We start from the raw sequence: 17,671 nt of genomic DNA, 5'->3' as shown, positions 1-17,671 counted from the left end.
CAGATCGCGACCGGCCATCATCTTGATGATGCGATTCGGGATGCGTTTTTGTGGTGGGGCCTCGCCGTGATTGCGACGACGGCTGCAACCATTGTCACCTTCCGCTTCATGCTTCAGCGATACCCGTGGTGCAGCACGGCAAACATCGGCACCGCACCAGCGGTTGCGCAACCGGCCGCAAAGAACGGTTGTCAGGCCGGATCGGAATCCTAGCCTTGGTGAAGGGTTCGGCGTTGGGGATCGGCGGCTTATCGGCACATGCTCGCCGGTAGGGCCGCCTCAAGAGCTGTCAAGGTGGGTGCGAGGACTGGTAGCTCGGGCAGGTGGCGGGCCGTCGAGCCGGTATCTTTCAACCCGGTTGACGTCGAGAGCAACACGACGCTCTCGTCAGCATCGATCCAACGTCGGGCGGCAAGCTGCTGAGCGGCAAGTACTGTCAACACGGACGCGCCTTCTGCGTAAATGCCTTCGCTCGAGGCCAACTCGAGTTGCATACGAATGATTGCGGCATCGCTCGGTTGTGCTACGGCCGTCCCCTTGGTGGCCCTGATCGCATCCAATCCCTGATAGGTCGCCACCCGCGCAGCGACCGAGAATGCGATCGACGGTTGAGTGGGGACGGTTGGCTGATGTCCGGGCGGGGCTTGGAGCCCGTGGGCATAGGCACCGAACGGGTCGACCGCGACCAGCCTGGGCATGCGGGTGCTGAGGCCGAGATCAATCAGGTCAGCAAAGCCCCGGCGAATACCGGCCAACCCGTCACCGTAGGCCGTCGGGACGACGACAACGTCGGGTGTCTCCCCGAGTTGTCGCCACAGCTCGTAAGCGATCGTCTTGTATCCCTCCACCCCGAACGGATTGGAACCGATCGGCGGGGTCACTGCCCCGGATATCGGCGTCCAGCCGAACGCCTCGACCGCTTGTCGGAGCACCGACCACCGGTCCGGGCCGTTCTCGTACGCGACGACGCAGGCGCCATAGGCTCGGATGAGAATGCTCATCTCGCGCGGTACCGACGACACCGTGAGGACCACGCACCGAAGCCCTGCCGCGGCTGCGTAGGCGGCCACTGCTGCGCCGTGGTTTCCCGTTGAGGAGACGATGACCGTCGAAGCTCCCGACGCCACCGCCTTGGTGACGGCCGCCGCCGCCAGCCTGTCTTTGAATGACCAGGTCGGATTGCGGGCTTCGTCTTTGAGCATGAGTCTGTGTAGTCCAAGCCGAGGACCCAGCCGATTTAACGGAATAACGGGCGTCTGACCCTCTCCCAAGGTCACCGGAGCATCCTCTGGCGCCAAAGGCAGCAAATCGCGGAATTCGAAAATCCCTGACTGGGACGCCTCGCATGGCAAGGAGCCCGCCTCCAGCGCGTATACGGGAGTGAGATTCACCCCGATACCGTCGCGGGCGCAGCAAGAACACCCGAAGGATGCTTGACCTTCCGGCGCTGACTCGCCACACCGGGGACAACGAAGCAATCCGAGATATCGTGCGCTCATATCGGGGCTGCTCGGTGTCGGCTTCGGTTACGAGGCCGGCTTGAAGGTGCGCAGCCGAAGGCTGTTGGTGACCACGAATACCGACGAAAACGCCATAGCCGCGCCAGCCAACATGGGGTTCAGCAGCCCAGCGGCGGCCAGCGGCAATGCGGCGATGTTGTAGGCAAACGCCCAGAACAGGTTGCCCTTGATCGTCGCCAACGTCTTACGCGACAGTTCAATGGCGTCGGGCACTGCGCGCAGGTCACCGCGTACCAGTGTCAGATCGCTGGCCTGGATGGCGACGTCGGTGCCGGTCCCCATCGCCAGGCCCAGATCGGCTTGCGCCAGGGCCGCGGCGTCGTTGACCCCGTCACCGACCATGGCCACCACCTTGCCCTCGGCCTGCAACCGCTTGACGGTGTCCACCTTGTCTCGCGGCAGTACTTCGGCGATCACTTGGCCGATGCCTACCTGGCCGGCCATGGCGCGGGCCGCGGCCGCGTTGTCGCCTGTGAGCATGATCGGGGTCAAACCCAGCGCGCGCAGCCGCTCGACGGCCTCGATCGACGTCGGTTTGACCGCGTCCGCCACCACCAGAGTTCCTCGCGGCTTGTCGTCCCAGCTGACCACGACAGCGGTCTTGCCCTCCGACTCGGCCTGACGCAGCAAACGGGTGAGTCTTTCCGGTAGCTCTTGGGACCAATCCGCCAGGAGTTGCCGGCGGCCCACTGTCACCGCATGCCCTTCGACAACGCCTTGCACGCCCAACCCTTCAAGGTTGGCGAAACCCTCGACAGCCGGCAGCTCACCGAGCTTGTCATGCGCTGCCCGCGCAATCGCCTTGCCGATCGGGTGTTCAGAGGAGTCCTCGAGCGCGCCCGCCAACCGCAGCACTTCGTCGGGCTGCTCACCGAGGGCGGCGATCACCTCGAGCAGGGCCATCTCGCCGGTGGTGATGGTGCCGGTCTTATCGAGCACGATGGTGTCGATTCGACGCGTCGATTCCAGTACTTCAGGTCCCTTGATCAAGATCCCGAGTTGTGCGCCACGGCCGGTGCCGACCATCAGGGCGGTCGGTGTGGCAAGGCCCAGGGCGCACGGGCACGCGATGATCAGCACCGCCACCGCCGCGGTGAATGCGGCGGCGATCGATCCGGTCACAGCGATCCAGAACCCGAGTGTCGCCAGCGACAGCGCGATCACGATCGGCACAAAGATTCCGGATATTCTGTCGGCCAAGCGCTGCGCCTGCGCTTTGCCCGATTGTGCCTCTTCGACCAGCCTCGCCATCTGGGCCAGCTGGGTGTCCGAACCGATCCTTTTGGCACGAACCACAATTCGCCCGCCCATGTTAACTGTTGCGCCCACCACCTGATCCCCCGGACCGACCTCAACAGGCACAGACTCCCCGGTAAGCATGGAGGCGTCCACCGCGGAGGAGCCTTCAATCACCACGCCATCGGTCGCCACCTTCTCGCCGGGTCGTACTACGAACTCGTCACCTATGGCGAGCTGCTCGATCGGAATGCGTTGTTCGCCGCCATTTCTGCGCACTGCGACCACCTTGGCGCCGAGCTCGAGTAGTGCACGCAGCGCGGCGCCGGCGCGCCGCTTGGAGCGGACCTCGAAGAACCGGCCTGCAAGGACGAAGGTAGTAACGCCTGCGGCGGCCTCAAGGTAAATGTTGCTGGCGCCGTCGGTGCGGGAAATGGTCAGCTCGAATGGGTGCCTCATGCCTGCCATACCGGCCGTGCCCCAGAACAATGCGTAAATCGACCAACCCAGCGCGGCGATCGTACCCATGGAGATCAGCGTGTCCATGGTGGCGGTGTGGTGCCGCAGGTTGGTCCACGCGGCCTGATGAAACGGCAGGCCGCCCCATACCACGACCGGCGCGGCCAGCGTCAACGAGAGCCACTGCCAGTTGGTGAACTGCAGTGGGGGCACCATGGCGGAAGCGACCACCGGCACCGTTAACACCAAGGAGACCAGCAGACGTTGCCGCAACGACGCGGCCGCATCCGGCTCCCCCGCCTCGTCCTTCGTGGCTGGTGCGTTCGGCTTGGGTAAGTCCGCGGTGTAGCCGGCCTTCCTAACCGTTGTCACAAGCTGATCAACTGAGACGGTGCCGAGATACGCGACGCTGGCCTTTTCGGTCGCGTAGTTGACAGACGCGCTGACGCCGTCAATGTTGTTGAGCTTCTTCTCAATTCGGGCCGCGCATGAAGCACACGTCATCCCGCCGATCCGCAACTCAAGATGTCGCGCGGTTTCCGTTGCGGAGTTCATGCTGTGTTCCCTCAGTCCGATCGCGGCAGGTCGTCTCAACGGACCACTTCATAGCCGGCGTCTTCCACCGCGTTCTTGATCGCGTCCAGCTCGATCACGCCGTCGCTGTTGATGGTGACCTTTCCACTGTCGAGCTCCACGTCCACGCCTGTGACTTCAGCGATGTTGCCGACTTCCTCGCGGACGGAGGAAGCGCAGTGTCCGCACGTCATGCCAGAGACGGTGACTGTCACGGTGCTCATGCCGCTCTCCAATCTGTATGCAGCGTGCCTGAATAATTCATGTCTACCATACCCCCCTAGGGTAATCAAGTATGAATGGCACAATCCGCCATCTCATGTCGGCAATTCCTGGGGTCAGGGCTGCGGCATGGCGTAGAACTGGCGAATACCTGTTTGACTGCGTGCAAACAGGCATGATCTACGCCGGCGACGAGGGGACAGCAGATGACGAAAAGCCAAGGAGAAAGCGTGACCGCGACCAATACACCTGGCGCATCCCGGATGACCGACCGCTCTCTTCCTCTGATCATCAACGCAATCGAGTCCAATCCGCCCAGACCCGGCGCAGACGTCGACGTGACCCTGCACCTGCCCTGAGGAACCGTGATGGGCAAGATCGAGCCCTGTTGGTATTTCGACCAGAAAGTCCTTGGCTACGTCCAAACGGTCGGCGTCGACCACCACCGGCAGACCTCGACCGACGGCAACTGCCCGAATTGTCCGAATGGGGGTGACCGTCACGACTACGTGCACTTATCTGGGGTTACCTGCCGCCGCGGCGGCGGTGACGTCTATTTGCACGATCAGCTTCGCGTACGGTTGTTCGACGTCTCTTCCTGGAGCTTCGGTCGCGGCGAGTTTTAGGACGTGACGCCGGCGAGCTACTTCGCCATCCGTTTCATCATCTGGATGGGCGGTAGGTCTGCAACTGCCGTCGGCGCCATCGCTTGACGATCTCGCCGATCTGCTCGGGATCGTCAGCGACCACGAGCAAGTCAAGATCGTCTCCTGATACCAGTCCCGTTTCGAGCAGCCGGTCACTAATCCACCGTTGCAGGCCAGCCCAGTGATCCGAACCCGCTAGCACGACGGGAAAGTTTCGTATCTTCTGAGTCTGGATGAGCGTCAGTGCCTCGAAGAGCTCGTCCAGCGTTCCAAAACCGCCCGGAAGAACCACGAACGCCGACGCGTACCGGACGAACATCAGCTTGCGCACGAAGAAGTATTTGAACTGAAGTGGGACGTCGAGGAACGGATTCGGTTGCTGCTCGAAGGGCAGTTCGATAACAAGGCCGATCGACCGCACTCCGGCGTCGCGAGCGCCCCGGTTCGCAGCCTCCATGATCCCGGGCCCACCGCCGGTGATGATGTCGAACCCCAACCTGCCCAGCCGTTCGGCCAGCGTGCGCGCCAGCTTGTAGTGCGGATGATCCGGCGGCGTACGGGCGGAACCGAAGAAGGACACGGCATGCGTCACGTCCGCCAGCGCCGCAAAGCCCTGCGCCACCTCATCGCGAATCCTGGCAACACGGTCAGGATCGCTGCCGGCCAGCGCGGGAAAGCCCGGGCCCAGGCAGGAGAGCAGCTCCTCATCGCATGTGGCAGGGACGGGCGCTCGGGACTCACGCATGTATCCGATCGTGCCAGGGCGATCGCACCAACAAAACTTGCGCGCCGCGAGCAGCTTGGTCCGTGGTCAATGGCCGCTGGTGACTAGTTCGGCGTCAAACTGGTCGTCGGCTGGAGCACGGAACGCTTTCTCCAGGATCGCGGCGAGTCGGTGGCTAGCGAGAAAGACCTGGCGCGGCCCTCCGTGGGTGCTGATACGTTACTTCAGCGGCACTGACTGCGCCGAAGGAATTCATTAGGTCAACATCGCTTCACACCTGACTAATGGACAAATGATCAACGGCGGGAGTTTGAGCCGCCGCCGCAAGGGTATCGGTTTCGTGCCACGACAACGGACGAGGAGCTGCGATGTACGCCGGTGTGGCGTGGATGCTGGTGCTTGTCGTGGCCGGGGTTGGCGGTGTTTATGGATTGCACCGCCTCACTGCGATCAGCCCGACCCCGTTGACGACGCTGCCTTTCCAGTCGGGGTGGCCCCCGGAAGAGCACGCGTTGTCGCGCTATCACGTTCGGTGGTATCTGGCGACTTTGGTGTTTCTCGCCTTTGATGTCGAAATGTTGTTCATGTACCCGTGGGCCTTGGTGGTCAGAAAAATGGGTGCTGGCGCAATCGCTGAAATGTTTTTGTTTCTGGCAGCGCTGCTCGTGGCGGTGGCGTGGGCATGGCGCGAGGGCGCCCTGCGGTGGGTCTGACGCAGCGGCTGGCTCGATGCGCAGCACGGCGGGCACACGTTCTCATCGTGGCTGCGCCGGGTTTCTGGGTGGTGCGCGCAGAGGCCGAACATCGACTTCGTGCCCGGGGTTGGTGTGTGGCTACATCCGCGGCCGACGCCGACGTACTGGCGGTCTGCGGTACGGCGGGACCCGAATTGAGTGAGGCGATCGACCGGGTCTGGGAGCAGATGCCGGGGCCCCGGGTTCGCGTCGAGCTGTCCGATTCCCACGCGGTGGAGTCGGCCCTGTATCGCGCCGCCATGCAGTTGGTAGAGGTCGACCGGCACCGCCAGGATGCTCGCGAGCGTGCCCAATCTCCGGAGCGGAGCGGTGATCACCACGGCGTTGTGAACCACCCTGAGCACGGGCACATGGACCACAGCACCATGAACCACGCTGGGCACGGGCACATGGACCACGGCGGACACCAGCACAACCACCACAGCGCCATGGACATGGCGCCGGCCGGGATTGCGTTGGCCGAAGGTGGCGACGACCGCGACGGTTTGGAAATGGATGTGCTGCACGTTCGCCTGGGGCCGGTGCTGTGCTATTGGCCTGCGGGGCTGGTGGTGCGGTGCTCTTTGCAGGGAGACGTGCTCACGCGAGCCGAGGCGTGGGTCGTTGACAAAGATTTCGACTATGGCAACCCGCCGCCGGAAACGGGGAACCGCGCCGCGGCGCGATATTGCGACCATGTCGTTGATCTGCTGGCACTGGCCGCGTGGCCGGGTGCCGAAACGATCGCGCGTTCAGCGCGGGACCAGCTGCTGAGCGACATGGACGCCGGGCGCGCCGCGTCGCTGCTGGACACCCTCCACCGCAAGCTCCGCCGCTCTCGAACGCTGCGCTGGTCGTTGCGCGACATAGCATCGTTGACACCCGAGGACTGCAGGAACCTCGAGCTGCCGACTGCCCTGGCCGGCGATTGCTACGACCGTCTCCTCGCGCAGGTCGACAAGGCGCGGCAAGCGCTAGCGAACCCGGCGGAACCCCACGGTGTCACCAAACCTTCAATCAGCGTCATCGACGCGTTGCCTCATCTGGTGAGTGGCCTGGACCTTGCAACGGCCCGGCTGGTAATCGCCAGCCTTGGCATCGACACCGCATTCGAGCACCTGGGCGGGCACCATGGCTGACGTCTCGATCATGACCGTGCCCGCTGTATGGGTGCTGGGCGGGGCGGCACTGGTGTTGTGCCTCGGTTTTTGCGCGGCGACCCTCGACGGCGTGCTTGCTGGCCGCGGCCCGGGGGCGAGTAACGCTCTTTACGAAATCGCGCGGCTGATGCGGCAGCGTCGTCGCCGCACGGTGGCCGCCGACACCTTGTTATGGCGCGTCGGCGGAGCGGGGCTGATCGTCGCCGCGTCGCTGATGGTGACTGTTGTGCCGTTCGGGCGCTGGACGCTGGCCGATCTTGACGTCGGAGTCATGTGGTTCAACGCCATGGATGTGATGGTGTGGGCGCTGGTGTGGCTCGCCGGCTGGGGTCCTAACTCCGGCCACTCCCTGGTTGGGGGCTATCGATTCCTCGCTCATGGGCTCGGCTACGAGATGCCGTTGATGTTCGCGCTGGTCGCGCCGCCCATCGCCGCGCAAAGTCTACGGGTGGCCGATGTTGTCGCCGCTCAACACCGGCTTTGGTTCGTGGTGTGGATGCCAGTCGCGTTCCTCGTGTATTGCCTTGGGGCAGTGGCCTTTTCGGTGTGGGGACCGTTTTCTGTCGCGCTGGGCGCTGATATCGCCGGCGGTGTCAGCGCGGAGCTGTCCGGAGTGGATCGACTCGTATTCCAGGCCGGTCGCTACGCCCTTCTGGGCGCCGGGGCGGCGTTTGCGGTGCCGATGTTCCTCGGCGGCGGTGCGGGTCCGCTGCTGCCCGCCTGGTTATGGGTGTTGGTCAAGACCCTCGGATTGCTGTCGGTATTTGTCTGGCTGCGCGGGCGACTCCCGGTGCTGCGGCCCGAGAAATTCCTGGAGATCGGCTGGATGGTGCTCTTGCCGCTCACGCTCGTGCAAGACCTCGTCGTGGCCATCATCGCAGTGAGGAAGTGAGTCTCATGATCGTTGATTTTGCGTTCTGGTTTGTCGCCGCGACCGCCGTGCTGGCCGGAGCCGCCGTTTTCGTTGTCAATTCGATGGCCCGCGCCACCTACGCCTTGGCCGTTTCGTTCATCGCGGTCGGCGTCGCGGTTGTGCTGTTACAGCAGAGCTACATCGGCATCGTCGTCATCTTGATGATGGTGATGGAGATGGCGGTGATGGCGGTCTACATGGTCATGTTCATGGGCATGAACCCGGCGCTGATGCCGATGAGCATGGTGCACGACAACCGACGGGCATTAGCCGCTGCGGTCGGGACCTTCACGGTGCTGGCGTCGGGGATCCTGCTGACCGACTGGCCGGCGCGGCGCGGCACGCCGCCGAAGGATCTGACCTTCACGCTCGGTGAGGAATTGATGGGCTCCAGCATGCTGGCCATGACGGTGATCAGCCCGGTAATGGTCGCGACCATCGTCGCCGGCGTCGTCCTGGCGACCCGGCGCGGTCGCTACGACCGGTTCGGTGATGACCTCAAACACCGCCCCCCTCGCGACCCACAACCAGGCGGAGTGGGCCGATGACACTGCAGAGCGTCCTGCTGGTGGCGGCGGCGCTGTTCAGCGTCGGGATCTACGGCGCGCTCTCGCAACAGGTCGTGGTCATGGTGATGATGGGCCTGGAGTTGATGGTCAATGCCCTCGTCCTGGCGGCCGGAGGATTTTGGTGGTTTTCTGCGCCTAAACCGGCCGGACAGGTTCTGCTGCTGGTGATCATCGCCGCCATGACCGTAGAGATGGCGATGGGATTCGCGGTGGCCACGCTGCTGCACCGCGAACGCCGCACCGACATGACCGACGCGGCCGCCGACTTGGCCGGATGAACGGGGTGATCTCGACGACGCAGCTGGCCTTGTGGCTGCTGGTCTGCTTTCCGGCAGCCTGCGGCGCGGCATTGCTCCTGGCACGCAGCGGGGATCGGTTAGCGGCTGGGATATCGGTCGCGGCCTCAGCGGTGGTGGTCGCGTTGTCGATCGTGGTGGCGATGACTCATCCCGCTGTCAGCGTCGCTTTTGTGGCTGGTGGGCAGTTCGGGCTTTCCGTGGATAGCCTATCGGCGGTGGTGGTTCCCGCCATCGCGGTAGTTACCCTTCTGGTCCTGGTGTTCGCCGTAGCGGACATCCGCGAAGCCGCGCGCCGATTCCACGGCTTGATGCTGCTGTTCTCCTCGGCCGCCCTACTGACCACAACCGCCGCCACCTTGCCGGCGCTGCTGCTGGCGTGGGAGGTGATGGGGGCGGCCTCGTATGCGCTGATCGGCTTCTGGTGGCGCGATGACTTTCGCATGTCGGCCGGCCTCACGGCGTTCGTGACCACCCGCAGCGCCGACCTCGGGCTCTATCTGGCCGCCGGCGCGGCGGTTGCCGGCGGCGCGGGGCTAGCGTTGGCGGATCTGCCCCACTCAACCACGCTGTGGCGCAACGTCATTGCGGGTGGGTTGTTCATCGCCGCCTTGGGCAAGGCGGCGCAGCTGCCGTTTTCGTTCTGGCTTTCACGCGCGATGGAGGGCCCCAGCCCCGTTAGCGCACTGCTGCACTCGGCGGCCATGGTGGCCATGGGCGGGTACCTGCTGCTGCGCATCCAGCCGTTGCTGGCAGCGACTAAATGGGCCGCCGAATTGGCGGCCTGGACCGGCGCCGTGACCGCAGTACTGCTCGGTGCTGTAGCGGTGGCTCAACACGACCTCAAACAGTTGCTTGCCGCATCCACCGCAGCGCAACTCGGGTTCGTGGTGATGGCAGCAGGAGTAGGTACGGTCAGCGGTGGCGCCGCGCAGCTGGTCGCGCACGCCTTCACCAAGGCCGGGCTCTTTCTTGCCGCCGGCGCCTGGCTCTCGCTGCTCGGCACCAAACGGCTTGACAAGCTGCACGGTGTGGCCCGGCGATGGCCGCTGATCGGCTGGTGCGCCACCATCGCTGCGGTCGCGCTCGCCGGAGTTGCGCCCCTATCCCTGTGGGCGACAAAGGATGCAGTGCTGGCGGTCGCGCTTGACCATTCGATCGCTCTGTATGCGGTCGGATTGGTGGCCGCCGCGCTGTCGGCGGCCTACGCGGCGAAGATCCTCGTTGCGGTGTGGGGCGCACCATCGCCGGTCGGGAATCCAGGGTCTCTGAAACCTAAGGCGCTCAACGCCTTTGCGCAACTTCCCATTCTTGTGTTAGCAGCTGGTGCCGCCGCGTCAGGGATCCTGGCGTTGCCGCCCATCGCGCCGACGTTGAGCCGTGTCCTCGACCACGGCTCGCCCGCACACCCCACAGCGCCGGAGTTGGCGGCGTCGGCGATGTTGGCGCTTCTGGTGGTGGTCGCAGTGATGCGCTGGGGGGTGCCCGAGCCGCGATGGGCCGCCGACTGGCTCGGCTTGCAACGGGCCGCCAACGCGGTGGTCGCCCACCCCACCATGCGCCTGGCTCAGGCGCTGGCCCGGTTCGACGACCGCGTCCTCGACCGGGCCGTGAACCGGATCGCCGCCGGATCGCTGACAGCCGGCCAGTGGGCGGCCCGCACCGATGACCGCCGCGTCGATGCTGCGGTGGAATCGTTGGCGGCGCGAACACGTCAGCTCGGGGCGCTGGCGCGACGACCGCAGACCGGCCAGCTGCACCAGTACTACCTTGCCGCGGTGGTGATGGTCGTGCTAGGCGTCGTGCTTCTTGTGGCGGTGGGGTGACAGGTGCTCAGTTTGATCGTTTTTCTGCCGTTGGCCGCCGCAGCGGGCGTGCTTGCCATACCGAAGTCGGGCGAGTTCGCAGCCCGCTGGGTGTGGGTCGTCCTCACCGCCGTGGATCTGGCGCTAACGATCCTGGTGTGGGCACGCTATAAGGCACCAGGACCGAACGGGCTGGCTTTCGAAGAACGCGCCCGCTGGATCCCGGGAGTCAACAGCAGCTACCACATCGGCGTCGACGGCTTATCCCTGCCACTAGTGGTCATGACCGCGGTGATCTTTCTGGCCTGCGCGATCTACGGTTTGCGCGGCCGCGACCGGCCCCGGCAACAGGCCGCCCTGTTCCTGTTTCTGCAGAGCGTGAGCCTGGGACTATTCGTCGCTGCGGATCTGATCTTGTTCTTCGTGTTCTTCGACCTGTCGATCGTGGCCATGTACTTCGTGATCGCCGGATGGGGCCACGGCAGCGCCGCCCGCTCGGCGTTGAAGTTCTTCCTCTATACCTTTCTGGGTTCGCTCGCGCTGCTGGTGGGCTTCATCGGCCTCTACATCGCCGCCGATCCGCACACCTTCGACATGAACGAACTGGTCGCTACTCCCCCGCTGGCCGGTAGGCCGCTGGCCGGCGGGCTGGTCCTGGCAGCGATTCTGCTGGGTCTGGCGGTCAAGACGCCGACGGTTCCGTTCCACACCTGGCTTCCCCCGGCCCACACCGATGCGCCGGCCACCGGCTCGGCGGTGCTGGCCGGGGTGTTGTTGAAGATGGGCACTTACGGGTTCGCGCGTATCGCGATGACGATGCTGCCGCAGGCCTGGCGCGCCTGGGCGTGGGTGATCATCGCCGTCGGCGTGGTGTCGGTGCTTTACGGTGCGCTGGTTGCGTTGGCGCAGAACGACTTTAAGCGCATGGTGGCCTACACCTCGGTCAATCACATGGGCTACATCGTGCTGGCACTCGGCGCCGCCGGTCTGCTCTCGGGCAGCACCGCCGACGCGCGGGCGGTGGCGGTCAGCGGAGCGGTCACACAGATGGTCAGTCACGGTCTGATTACCGGGTCGCTGTTCTTGCTCGCCGGGGTGTTCTACGACCGGGCCGAAAGCTACGACATGGATTCCTACGGCGGTCTGGCCGGGCCGGCACCGAAACTGGCAGCTTTATTCTCCCTCGGCGCCCTCGCCTCCCTCGGGTTGCCGGGATTTTCCGGCTTCATCGCGGAATTCCAGATTTTCACCGGCAGCATCGCCGCCGCGCCCCTCACCGCGGTCGCGCTACCGGGCATCCTGATCACCGCTGCCCTTTTCTTGCGGGCACTGCAGCGCATCTTCACCGGCGACACTGCAGGCCACTCGCAGGGCTTCCTCGATCTGCACCCATCCGAAATGGGCTCGGCCGGAACGCTGCTGACGCTGTCAGTTCTGATCGGCATCCTGCCGCGACCTCTGCTGGATCTGATCGAGCCGGCCTCGCGCACGCTCATCGGGCTGGTCGGGAGATAGCCGGTGAATGCCGAAACCGGGATGCGGCCGCTGCTGATGCTGCCGGAGATGCTGACCTTCGGCGCCGGCCTGGTGGTGCTGATCGGCGGATCATTTCTGCCCCGACAGCGTCAATGGTGGGCCCGAATCGTCTGCGCCGCAACACTTGCCGGTGTCATCGCGACCGCGGCGGTCGGCACGACCCCGGATCAGACTGCGTTCGCGGGAGCCTTCACCGTCGATACCGCGACCGCGGTCGCCCGGATCGCCGCCGCAGTCGGGGTCCTGATGGTTCTAGCGATTGCCGGCGACGACATCACAGGAACGGCCCGGGAAAGCGAAACCTATGCGCTGCTTCTGTTCTCCACCGCCGGCATCATGGTGCTGGCTGGAACTAGCGATTTGCTGGTCCTAGCCGTGGGATATCTGCTGGCCGGCATCCCGCTCTACGGACTGATCGGACTGCGGCGATCCGGCCTGGCGGCCGAAGCCGCGATGAAGACCTATTTGATCGGTGCCCTGTTCGGCATCACCCTACTGCTCGGCGTGACCGTCCTGTACGGCATCAGCGGGGCCACCCGCTATGACGAGCTTGCCACGCAACTGCTTGGCGCACCGGCCGCGGTGGTGGCGACTGGCGTAGTGGCGATACTGGCAGGACTGATGTTCGAAGCCGGCGGCGTGCCCGCCCACTTCTGGGTTCCCGATGCCGCCCAGGGCGCCAACGGCACAGCGGCCACCTTCTTGACGACGGTGCCCAAGATCGGCGCACTGATCGCACTTTACCGCGTGGCCACCGTGCTACCGAACACGGTTGCGTGGCCACTGCTCATCGCGATATTCGCTGTCGCGAGTATGACATTGGGCAACATGGCCGCCTACGGGCAGCAGAATCCCCGGCGACTCCTGGGTTGGTCGACGGTGAGCCAAGTCGGCTACTTACTGGTGCCGATCACCGTCGCCGGCCGCAGCGAGTTTGCCCTTCCGTCGTTGCTGTTCTATCTGATCGGGTACACGCTGACCAACAGCGCCGCCTTCGCGGTGAGCACCGCACTGCCCGATCGGCGCGACCTTGACGCCTACCATGGCTTGGCGCGAGCCCGGCCCTGGCTCGCCGGCGCGTTGGTGGTGGCGCTGCTCGGGCTAGTCGGGACCCCGCCTACCGCGGTCTTCATCGGAAAACTCACCACCGCCACGGCCGCCTGGGACGGCGATTACGCGTGGCTGGCCACAGTGGTATTCGTCAACAGTCTTCTCAGCCTGTTCTATTACATGCGTTGGATCGTCCCGATATTCCAGAAGCCGCAACCCACAGACGATTTCACCACTGGCCGTTGGTCCACAGGCACCGCGATGGTCGCAGCGGCCCTGAGCCTGGCGCTCGGCATTGCAGCAGGACCGCTCTGGGACGTGCTCGCCGCGCCGACCCGGTAACCGATTCAGCTGTTTCCCTCGGACCGATGTCAGTATCCCGAGCTGCGAAGGGAAACGGCGGCTCGCGACCATCGGGCGATCGAGTCTCATCGAGCCTACGATGCAACTGCACACGAGCTAGGCACGCCGCGGAGCAACCCGACAGAGGCGAGCAAGGCATGCAGTGTGCTTGAGTCGGCCAGGGACGGCGACGCAGCATCGACGATACCCACCCCGCCAACCCTTCGCCCCGACCCCTCGGGCCTGGCAAACCTTGCCTCCCCAACACAAGTAAGGTCACGGCGTAAACCATGCATTCAGGTTTCTTCCCCACCCCAATCCAGCAACCTTTCCCGGGCTCTACCGCGGGGGGGTCAACGGAAGTTCTTGCGTCCGGTGCTGCTTCGACTTGTTAAATGGCACTGACCGCGCTCGGTCGGAGTACAGCGCGTCGGCGCGGAACGCCTTAACCCCAGCAGAATCGCCCGTGACCGATCTGTGAACCGACCCGGCGTTTGACTCGTGTCAAGAGCGGAAGGTGATCGAATGTCCAAGCTCGCCGAAGCCGCGGCCTCCAAAGCCACAGCGAAGAATGCGCACTATGGCGAGCACGTCGCCGCATTGCATTGGTACGCCGTGTGGCTGACCTATGCTGCGGCCCGCGCACGCCGGGCCGGTCCCCGCGATTTGGGCTGCTCGGATCGCGGTGCACCAGTGACAGCGCCAAGGGGCATCCGGTCGGATACCACCGTCGGCATCCAAATAGGTTTAGCCACTTGGCTTTCCGCCGATACTACACCGCAGGCCACCAGCGCGGCGGTAGGCCCGGGCATTTGGTTGTCAAGCAGCGATGGATTGTCGTGATGAGGCCGCTCCCGGGTTTCGGTCTGCCCGATCATCGGGACGTATCCGGCGATGATAATGACCACTACGCGAAATGGGATGCGGCCTACGTGCTGGGATCCCTATCGGCCGCCGACCGGGGTGAATTCGAGACGCACCTGGCACACTGCCCGACATGCCGGGCAGCGATCGCCGAACTGTCTGCCATGCCGGCCCTGCTTGCACAGCTCGACCGCAACGAGTCACCCGGGATCAATGACTACGACCACCCATCCAAGATGCCGGTGTCGTCGGCGCAGCTGCTGCCGTCCTTGCTGGCGACAGTGCGCTGGCGCCGCCACCGTACGAGGCTGATCGCCGCGACGGCCACAGTCGCCGCGGCAATGTTAGCGATCGTTGTATTCGTCGACTTCCAGGGCGGTTTCACGAACTCGTCGCCGCCCCAGACTACAGTTTCGGCACTGTCGATGTCGCAAGTCGGTACAAGCTTGCTGACCTCGCAGGTGTGGGTCACCCCTGAACGCTGGGGGACGACCGTCAAGATGAGATCCGACTGCCTGGCTCCACCGGATGCACCACACGACAGGCTCGCGATGGTCGTGGTCGAGCGCGACGGCAGCCGCACCCGGTTGGCGACATGGGTAGCCGAACCGGGCCACACAGCCACCCCCGCCGGCAGCACCTCGACACCGGCGAATCAGATCGCCGCAGTACAGGTGGTTTACGCCGACAGCGGCAAAGTGCTGTTGGAGCGCTCGTTGTAAATTTTTGGTCACGAGGGCGCTGCTGCAATGTGTCGCGCAGTCTGCATCTCGAGATGCGAGCAGTTGCTCGGTCTCGTCAATGCGCCAGCGTGCATGTTCGTGCGCGCCTCGGCCGTCCTAGTATTGGCTCCACCGAGCGAGGTGAGTTTGCGCGTATTTCTTGTCAAGCCGCACAACAAGATTGGCTCAGCCCGCTCCATTAGTCGCCTTCTGGCTTCGTGTGGCAGGCAACGCCGTGACGCCGCCCGCGACGCGCGACTGGTCGGATTCGTCATCGAGGGGCTCCCGCTTGTGGGACTTTGGTCCCTACCCCCAGAGGGTATTATGCGTATAATCAACTCATGACGCGAGTACCTGACTCCCCCGAGCTGCCCACCGCGACAAAGCCGTTTTCCTGGATCCTGCCGGTCGGTCTAGCCGGGTGAATCAGTTCTGAGCCATCGTGGGTTATTACCGCAGGTACCGTGTTCATCGTGGCCGTGCTCCTATTCTCGGGGGTTCTCTGGGCCGTGCCACGAACGACCCCAGTATTGGGCGCCAAATCTCCGGGTGCGGCGCTGCGAACACTTGCCTGATGATGGACTTCGGCGAAGGCATGGGACTCGGGTGAAAGGCGCGTGAGGTCAATGTTGCCCCTGCAACCAGGCGCGCCTAACCCACAACCAACGCCCCACCCGTAGCGCAACAGGATGATTCGGCAGCTTGTCGCAACTGTACGGAATTAATCAATTTGAGGAAGGAAGTGTTGAAAGTGGTGCAGGGAGTTCTGGCGAAGACGGTGCCTACGTTGGTGACCGGCGTGGTGGGAGCTGCGGTGTATGGGGCGTTGGCGAAAGCGCCTTGGCGGAAGGTGACGGTCGGTGCCACGGCGTGGGGCCTGCGTGCAGCGCGGACCACCGAGCGCAAGACCAAAGAGGGCGCCGAGCGGGCCCGGCTGGCGGTGGCCGATGTGCTCGCCGAGGCGGCCGATCGGATCGGAGAGCGGGTGCCGCCACCCCCGACGCGGGTGAAGTCGGTACCCACCTCGGCCCCGGAGTCCGGCGATGCTTGTCACTAAGACTACGCATACCGCTGATGGCGGCCTCGATCTGAACGTTGTCTCCCAGGGCGGCGGGCGGATGCGGGTGCGCGCCAGCGGGTTTGCCTTCGACGCGGTCCGGGCGATCGCGATCGAGGATGCGGTCGCCAAGGTGGCTGGTGTGCACGCGGTGCATGCTTATCCGCGATCGGCGTCGGTGGTGATCTGGTATCTGCCTGATGATTGCGACACCGCCGCGGTTTTGTCGGCGATCGAACAGGGCCGGGACACTCCTGCGGAGCTGGTGCCCGAGCGCGCCCCGTACTCTGCTGGTGCCGGCAGTTCCGGGGTGGTGCACAAGATCACCGGCGGAATCCTCAGGTTGCTCGGCCTCTCGTCGGGCAGCGACACGACCGGGCCGCCTAGCGAGGACAGTTGCCATCAGCCGGGGGCGTCCTGTCACGGCGCGCCGGTCGCAGATGCCAAGGGGGAGCAGCGCAGATGGCTGCGGCGGGTGTGGCTGGCCCTGCCGTTGGGGCTGGTGTCGATGGCGGCGCCGATGCTCTTGGCCGCCTCGTGGGCGGGGTGGCTGGCTTTTGCCGCGACGCTGCCCGTGCAGTTCGTCGCGGGTTGGCCGTTCCTCAAAGGGGCCGTGCAGCAGGCGCGTGCAGGGTCAGCGGGCATGGACACGCTGATCGCGCTGGGCACGCTGACCGCGTTCGGCTACTCGACGTATCAGCTCTTCGTTGGGGGGCCGCTGTTCTTTGACACCGCGGCGTTGATTATCGGGTTCGTGGTGCTGGGCCGCTATTTCGAGGCCCGAGCCACCGGCAAGACCCGCGAGGCGATCAGCAAGCTGCTGGAGATGGGCGCCAAGGAAGCCTGTGTGCTGGTCGACGGCCACGAAATTCTCGTGCCAGTGGAGCAGGTGCAAGTCGGAGACTTGCTGCTGGTGCGGCCCGGGGAGAAGATCCCCGTCGATGGTGAGATCATCGACGGGCGCGCCGCCGTCGATGAGTCGATGCTGACCGGGGAATCGGTCCCGGTCGAGAAAGCGGTGGGCGATCGTGTTGCCGGGGCCACGGTCAACATCGACGGGCTGCTGACCGTGCAGGCGACCGCCGTGGGGGCCGACACCGCGCTGGCCCAGATTGTGCGCCTGGTCGAGCAGGCCCAGGGCGGCAAGGCCCCGGTGCAACGGCTGGCCGATCGGGTCTCGGCGGTGTTCGTGCCCGCCGTCCTTGGCGTGGCCGCGCTGACGTTTGCCGGTTGGGCGCTGCT

18 protein-coding genes are annotated in these 17,671 nt (G+C 64.9%); 14 read left to right on the top strand and 4 right to left on the bottom strand.

All coding sequences use genetic code 11. The annotated features are described in order from the left end of the window. Positions 1 to 213: hypothetical protein (locus tag ACX9NE_RS28355; RefSeq protein WP_459365061.1), on the top strand; the 213-nt coding region annotated here is incomplete at its 5' end. A 35-nt stretch (positions 214 to 248) separates the two neighbouring features. Here the strand turns inward: ACX9NE_RS28355 and ACX9NE_RS28350 are convergent. Genes ACX9NE_RS28350 through ACX9NE_RS28340 form a run of 3 tightly spaced genes read right to left on the bottom strand, consistent with a single transcriptional unit; the run spans position 249 to position 4,012 of the window. Continuing rightward, entirely contained in the window at positions 249 to 1,499 is a 1,251-nt protein-coding gene (locus tag ACX9NE_RS28350; RefSeq protein WP_459365060.1) for a threonine synthase, read from the bottom strand. A 27-nt stretch (positions 1,500 to 1,526) separates the two neighbouring features. Beyond that, on the bottom strand, positions 1,527 to 3,770 hold the full coding sequence (locus ACX9NE_RS28345; protein ID WP_459365059.1) for a heavy metal translocating P-type ATPase: 2,244 nt from the start codon (positions 3,768 to 3,770) through the stop codon (positions 1,527 to 1,529). Between the two features lie 35 nt (positions 3,771 to 3,805). After that, positions 3,806 to 4,012, bottom strand: a complete 207-nt coding sequence (locus tag ACX9NE_RS28340; RefSeq protein WP_459365058.1) for a heavy-metal-associated domain-containing protein — start codon at positions 4,010 to 4,012, stop codon at positions 3,806 to 3,808. 228 nt (positions 4,013 to 4,240) lie between these two features. Here ACX9NE_RS28340 and ACX9NE_RS28335 point away from each other — a divergent pair, with 228 nt between their 5' ends. Both ACX9NE_RS28335 and ACX9NE_RS28330 read left to right on the top strand, forming a co-directional pair. Continuing rightward, on the top strand, positions 4,241 to 4,369 hold the full coding sequence (locus ACX9NE_RS28335; RefSeq protein ID WP_459365057.1) for a hypothetical protein: 129 nt from the start codon (positions 4,241 to 4,243) through the stop codon (positions 4,367 to 4,369). Positions 4,370 to 4,378: 9 nt separating this feature from the next. Next, positions 4,379 to 4,636, top strand: coding sequence for a hypothetical protein (locus tag ACX9NE_RS28330; RefSeq protein WP_459365056.1), 258 nt, complete (start codon positions 4,379 to 4,381; stop codon positions 4,634 to 4,636). Between the two features lie 37 nt (positions 4,637 to 4,673). Here the strand turns inward: ACX9NE_RS28330 and ACX9NE_RS28325 are convergent, their stop codons facing one another. Continuing rightward, the gene (locus ACX9NE_RS28325) at positions 4,674 to 5,402 is read right to left on the bottom strand and encodes an LOG family protein (RefSeq protein ID WP_459365055.1); all 729 of its coding nucleotides are present in this window, start codon (positions 5,400 to 5,402) and stop codon (positions 4,674 to 4,676) included. A 347-nt stretch (positions 5,403 to 5,749) separates the two neighbouring features. On the opposite strand from ACX9NE_RS28325, the gene ACX9NE_RS28320 reads away from it, so the two are divergent. From ACX9NE_RS28320 to ACX9NE_RS28270, 11 genes are all read left to right on the top strand, one after another. After that, entirely contained in the window at positions 5,750 to 6,094 is a 345-nt protein-coding gene (locus tag ACX9NE_RS28320) for an NADH-quinone oxidoreductase subunit A (RefSeq protein ID WP_459365054.1), read from the top strand. 116 nt (positions 6,095 to 6,210) lie between these two features. Beyond that, positions 6,211 to 7,254: a hypothetical protein gene (locus tag ACX9NE_RS28315; protein WP_459365053.1), complete on the top strand. Its 1,044-nt coding sequence runs from the start codon at positions 6,211 to 6,213 to the stop codon at positions 7,252 to 7,254. Next, the gene (locus tag ACX9NE_RS28310) at positions 7,247 to 8,167 is read left to right on the top strand and encodes an NADH-quinone oxidoreductase subunit H (protein WP_459365052.1); all 921 of its coding nucleotides are present in this window, start codon (positions 7,247 to 7,249) and stop codon (positions 8,165 to 8,167) included. Before ACX9NE_RS28315 ends, ACX9NE_RS28310 begins: the two co-directional genes overlap by 8 nt. 5 nt (positions 8,168 to 8,172) lie before the next feature. Continuing rightward, positions 8,173 to 8,736: an NADH-quinone oxidoreductase subunit J gene (locus ACX9NE_RS28305; RefSeq protein ID WP_459365051.1), complete on the top strand. Its 564-nt coding sequence runs from the start codon at positions 8,173 to 8,175 to the stop codon at positions 8,734 to 8,736. Next, positions 8,733 to 9,035 (top strand): NADH-quinone oxidoreductase subunit NuoK, encoded by a 303-nt coding sequence (locus tag ACX9NE_RS28300; RefSeq protein ID WP_459365050.1) that lies wholly within the window; start codon positions 8,733 to 8,735, stop codon positions 9,033 to 9,035. The genes ACX9NE_RS28305 and ACX9NE_RS28300 overlap by 4 nt, the downstream gene beginning before the upstream one ends. Continuing rightward, the gene (locus ACX9NE_RS28295) at positions 9,032 to 10,879 is read left to right on the top strand and encodes a proton-conducting transporter transmembrane domain-containing protein (RefSeq protein WP_459365049.1); all 1,848 of its coding nucleotides are present in this window, start codon (positions 9,032 to 9,034) and stop codon (positions 10,877 to 10,879) included. Before ACX9NE_RS28300 ends, ACX9NE_RS28295 begins: the two co-directional genes overlap by 4 nt. A gap of 3 nt (positions 10,880 to 10,882) precedes the next feature. Further along, on the top strand, positions 10,883 to 12,373 hold the full coding sequence (locus ACX9NE_RS28290; protein WP_459365048.1) for a complex I subunit 4 family protein: 1,491 nt from the start codon (positions 10,883 to 10,885) through the stop codon (positions 12,371 to 12,373). 21 nt (positions 12,374 to 12,394) lie between these two features. Then, on the top strand, positions 12,395 to 13,786 hold the full coding sequence (locus ACX9NE_RS28285) for an NADH-quinone oxidoreductase subunit N (RefSeq protein ID WP_459365064.1): 1,392 nt from the start codon (positions 12,395 to 12,397) through the stop codon (positions 13,784 to 13,786). Between the two features lie 842 nt (positions 13,787 to 14,628). Next, positions 14,629 to 15,372 (top strand): anti-sigma factor family protein, encoded by a 744-nt coding sequence (locus tag ACX9NE_RS28280; protein ID WP_459365047.1) that lies wholly within the window; start codon positions 14,629 to 14,631, stop codon positions 15,370 to 15,372. Between the two features lie 745 nt (positions 15,373 to 16,117). Then, positions 16,118 to 16,429 (top strand): DUF1490 family protein, encoded by a 312-nt coding sequence (locus ACX9NE_RS28275; protein ID WP_459365063.1) that lies wholly within the window; start codon positions 16,118 to 16,120, stop codon positions 16,427 to 16,429. A gap of 61 nt (positions 16,430 to 16,490) precedes the next feature. Next, positions 16,491 to 17,671, top strand: a 1,181-nt coding sequence (locus ACX9NE_RS28270; protein WP_459365062.1) for an HAD-IC family P-type ATPase, incomplete at its 3' end; no start/stop codon positions are given.

The sequence above is a fragment of the Mycobacterium sp. ML4 genome (genome assembly GCF_054515735.1).
The sequence above is the reverse complement of the archived record's forward strand: the minus strand, read 5'-3'. Positions and strand labels throughout refer to the sequence as shown.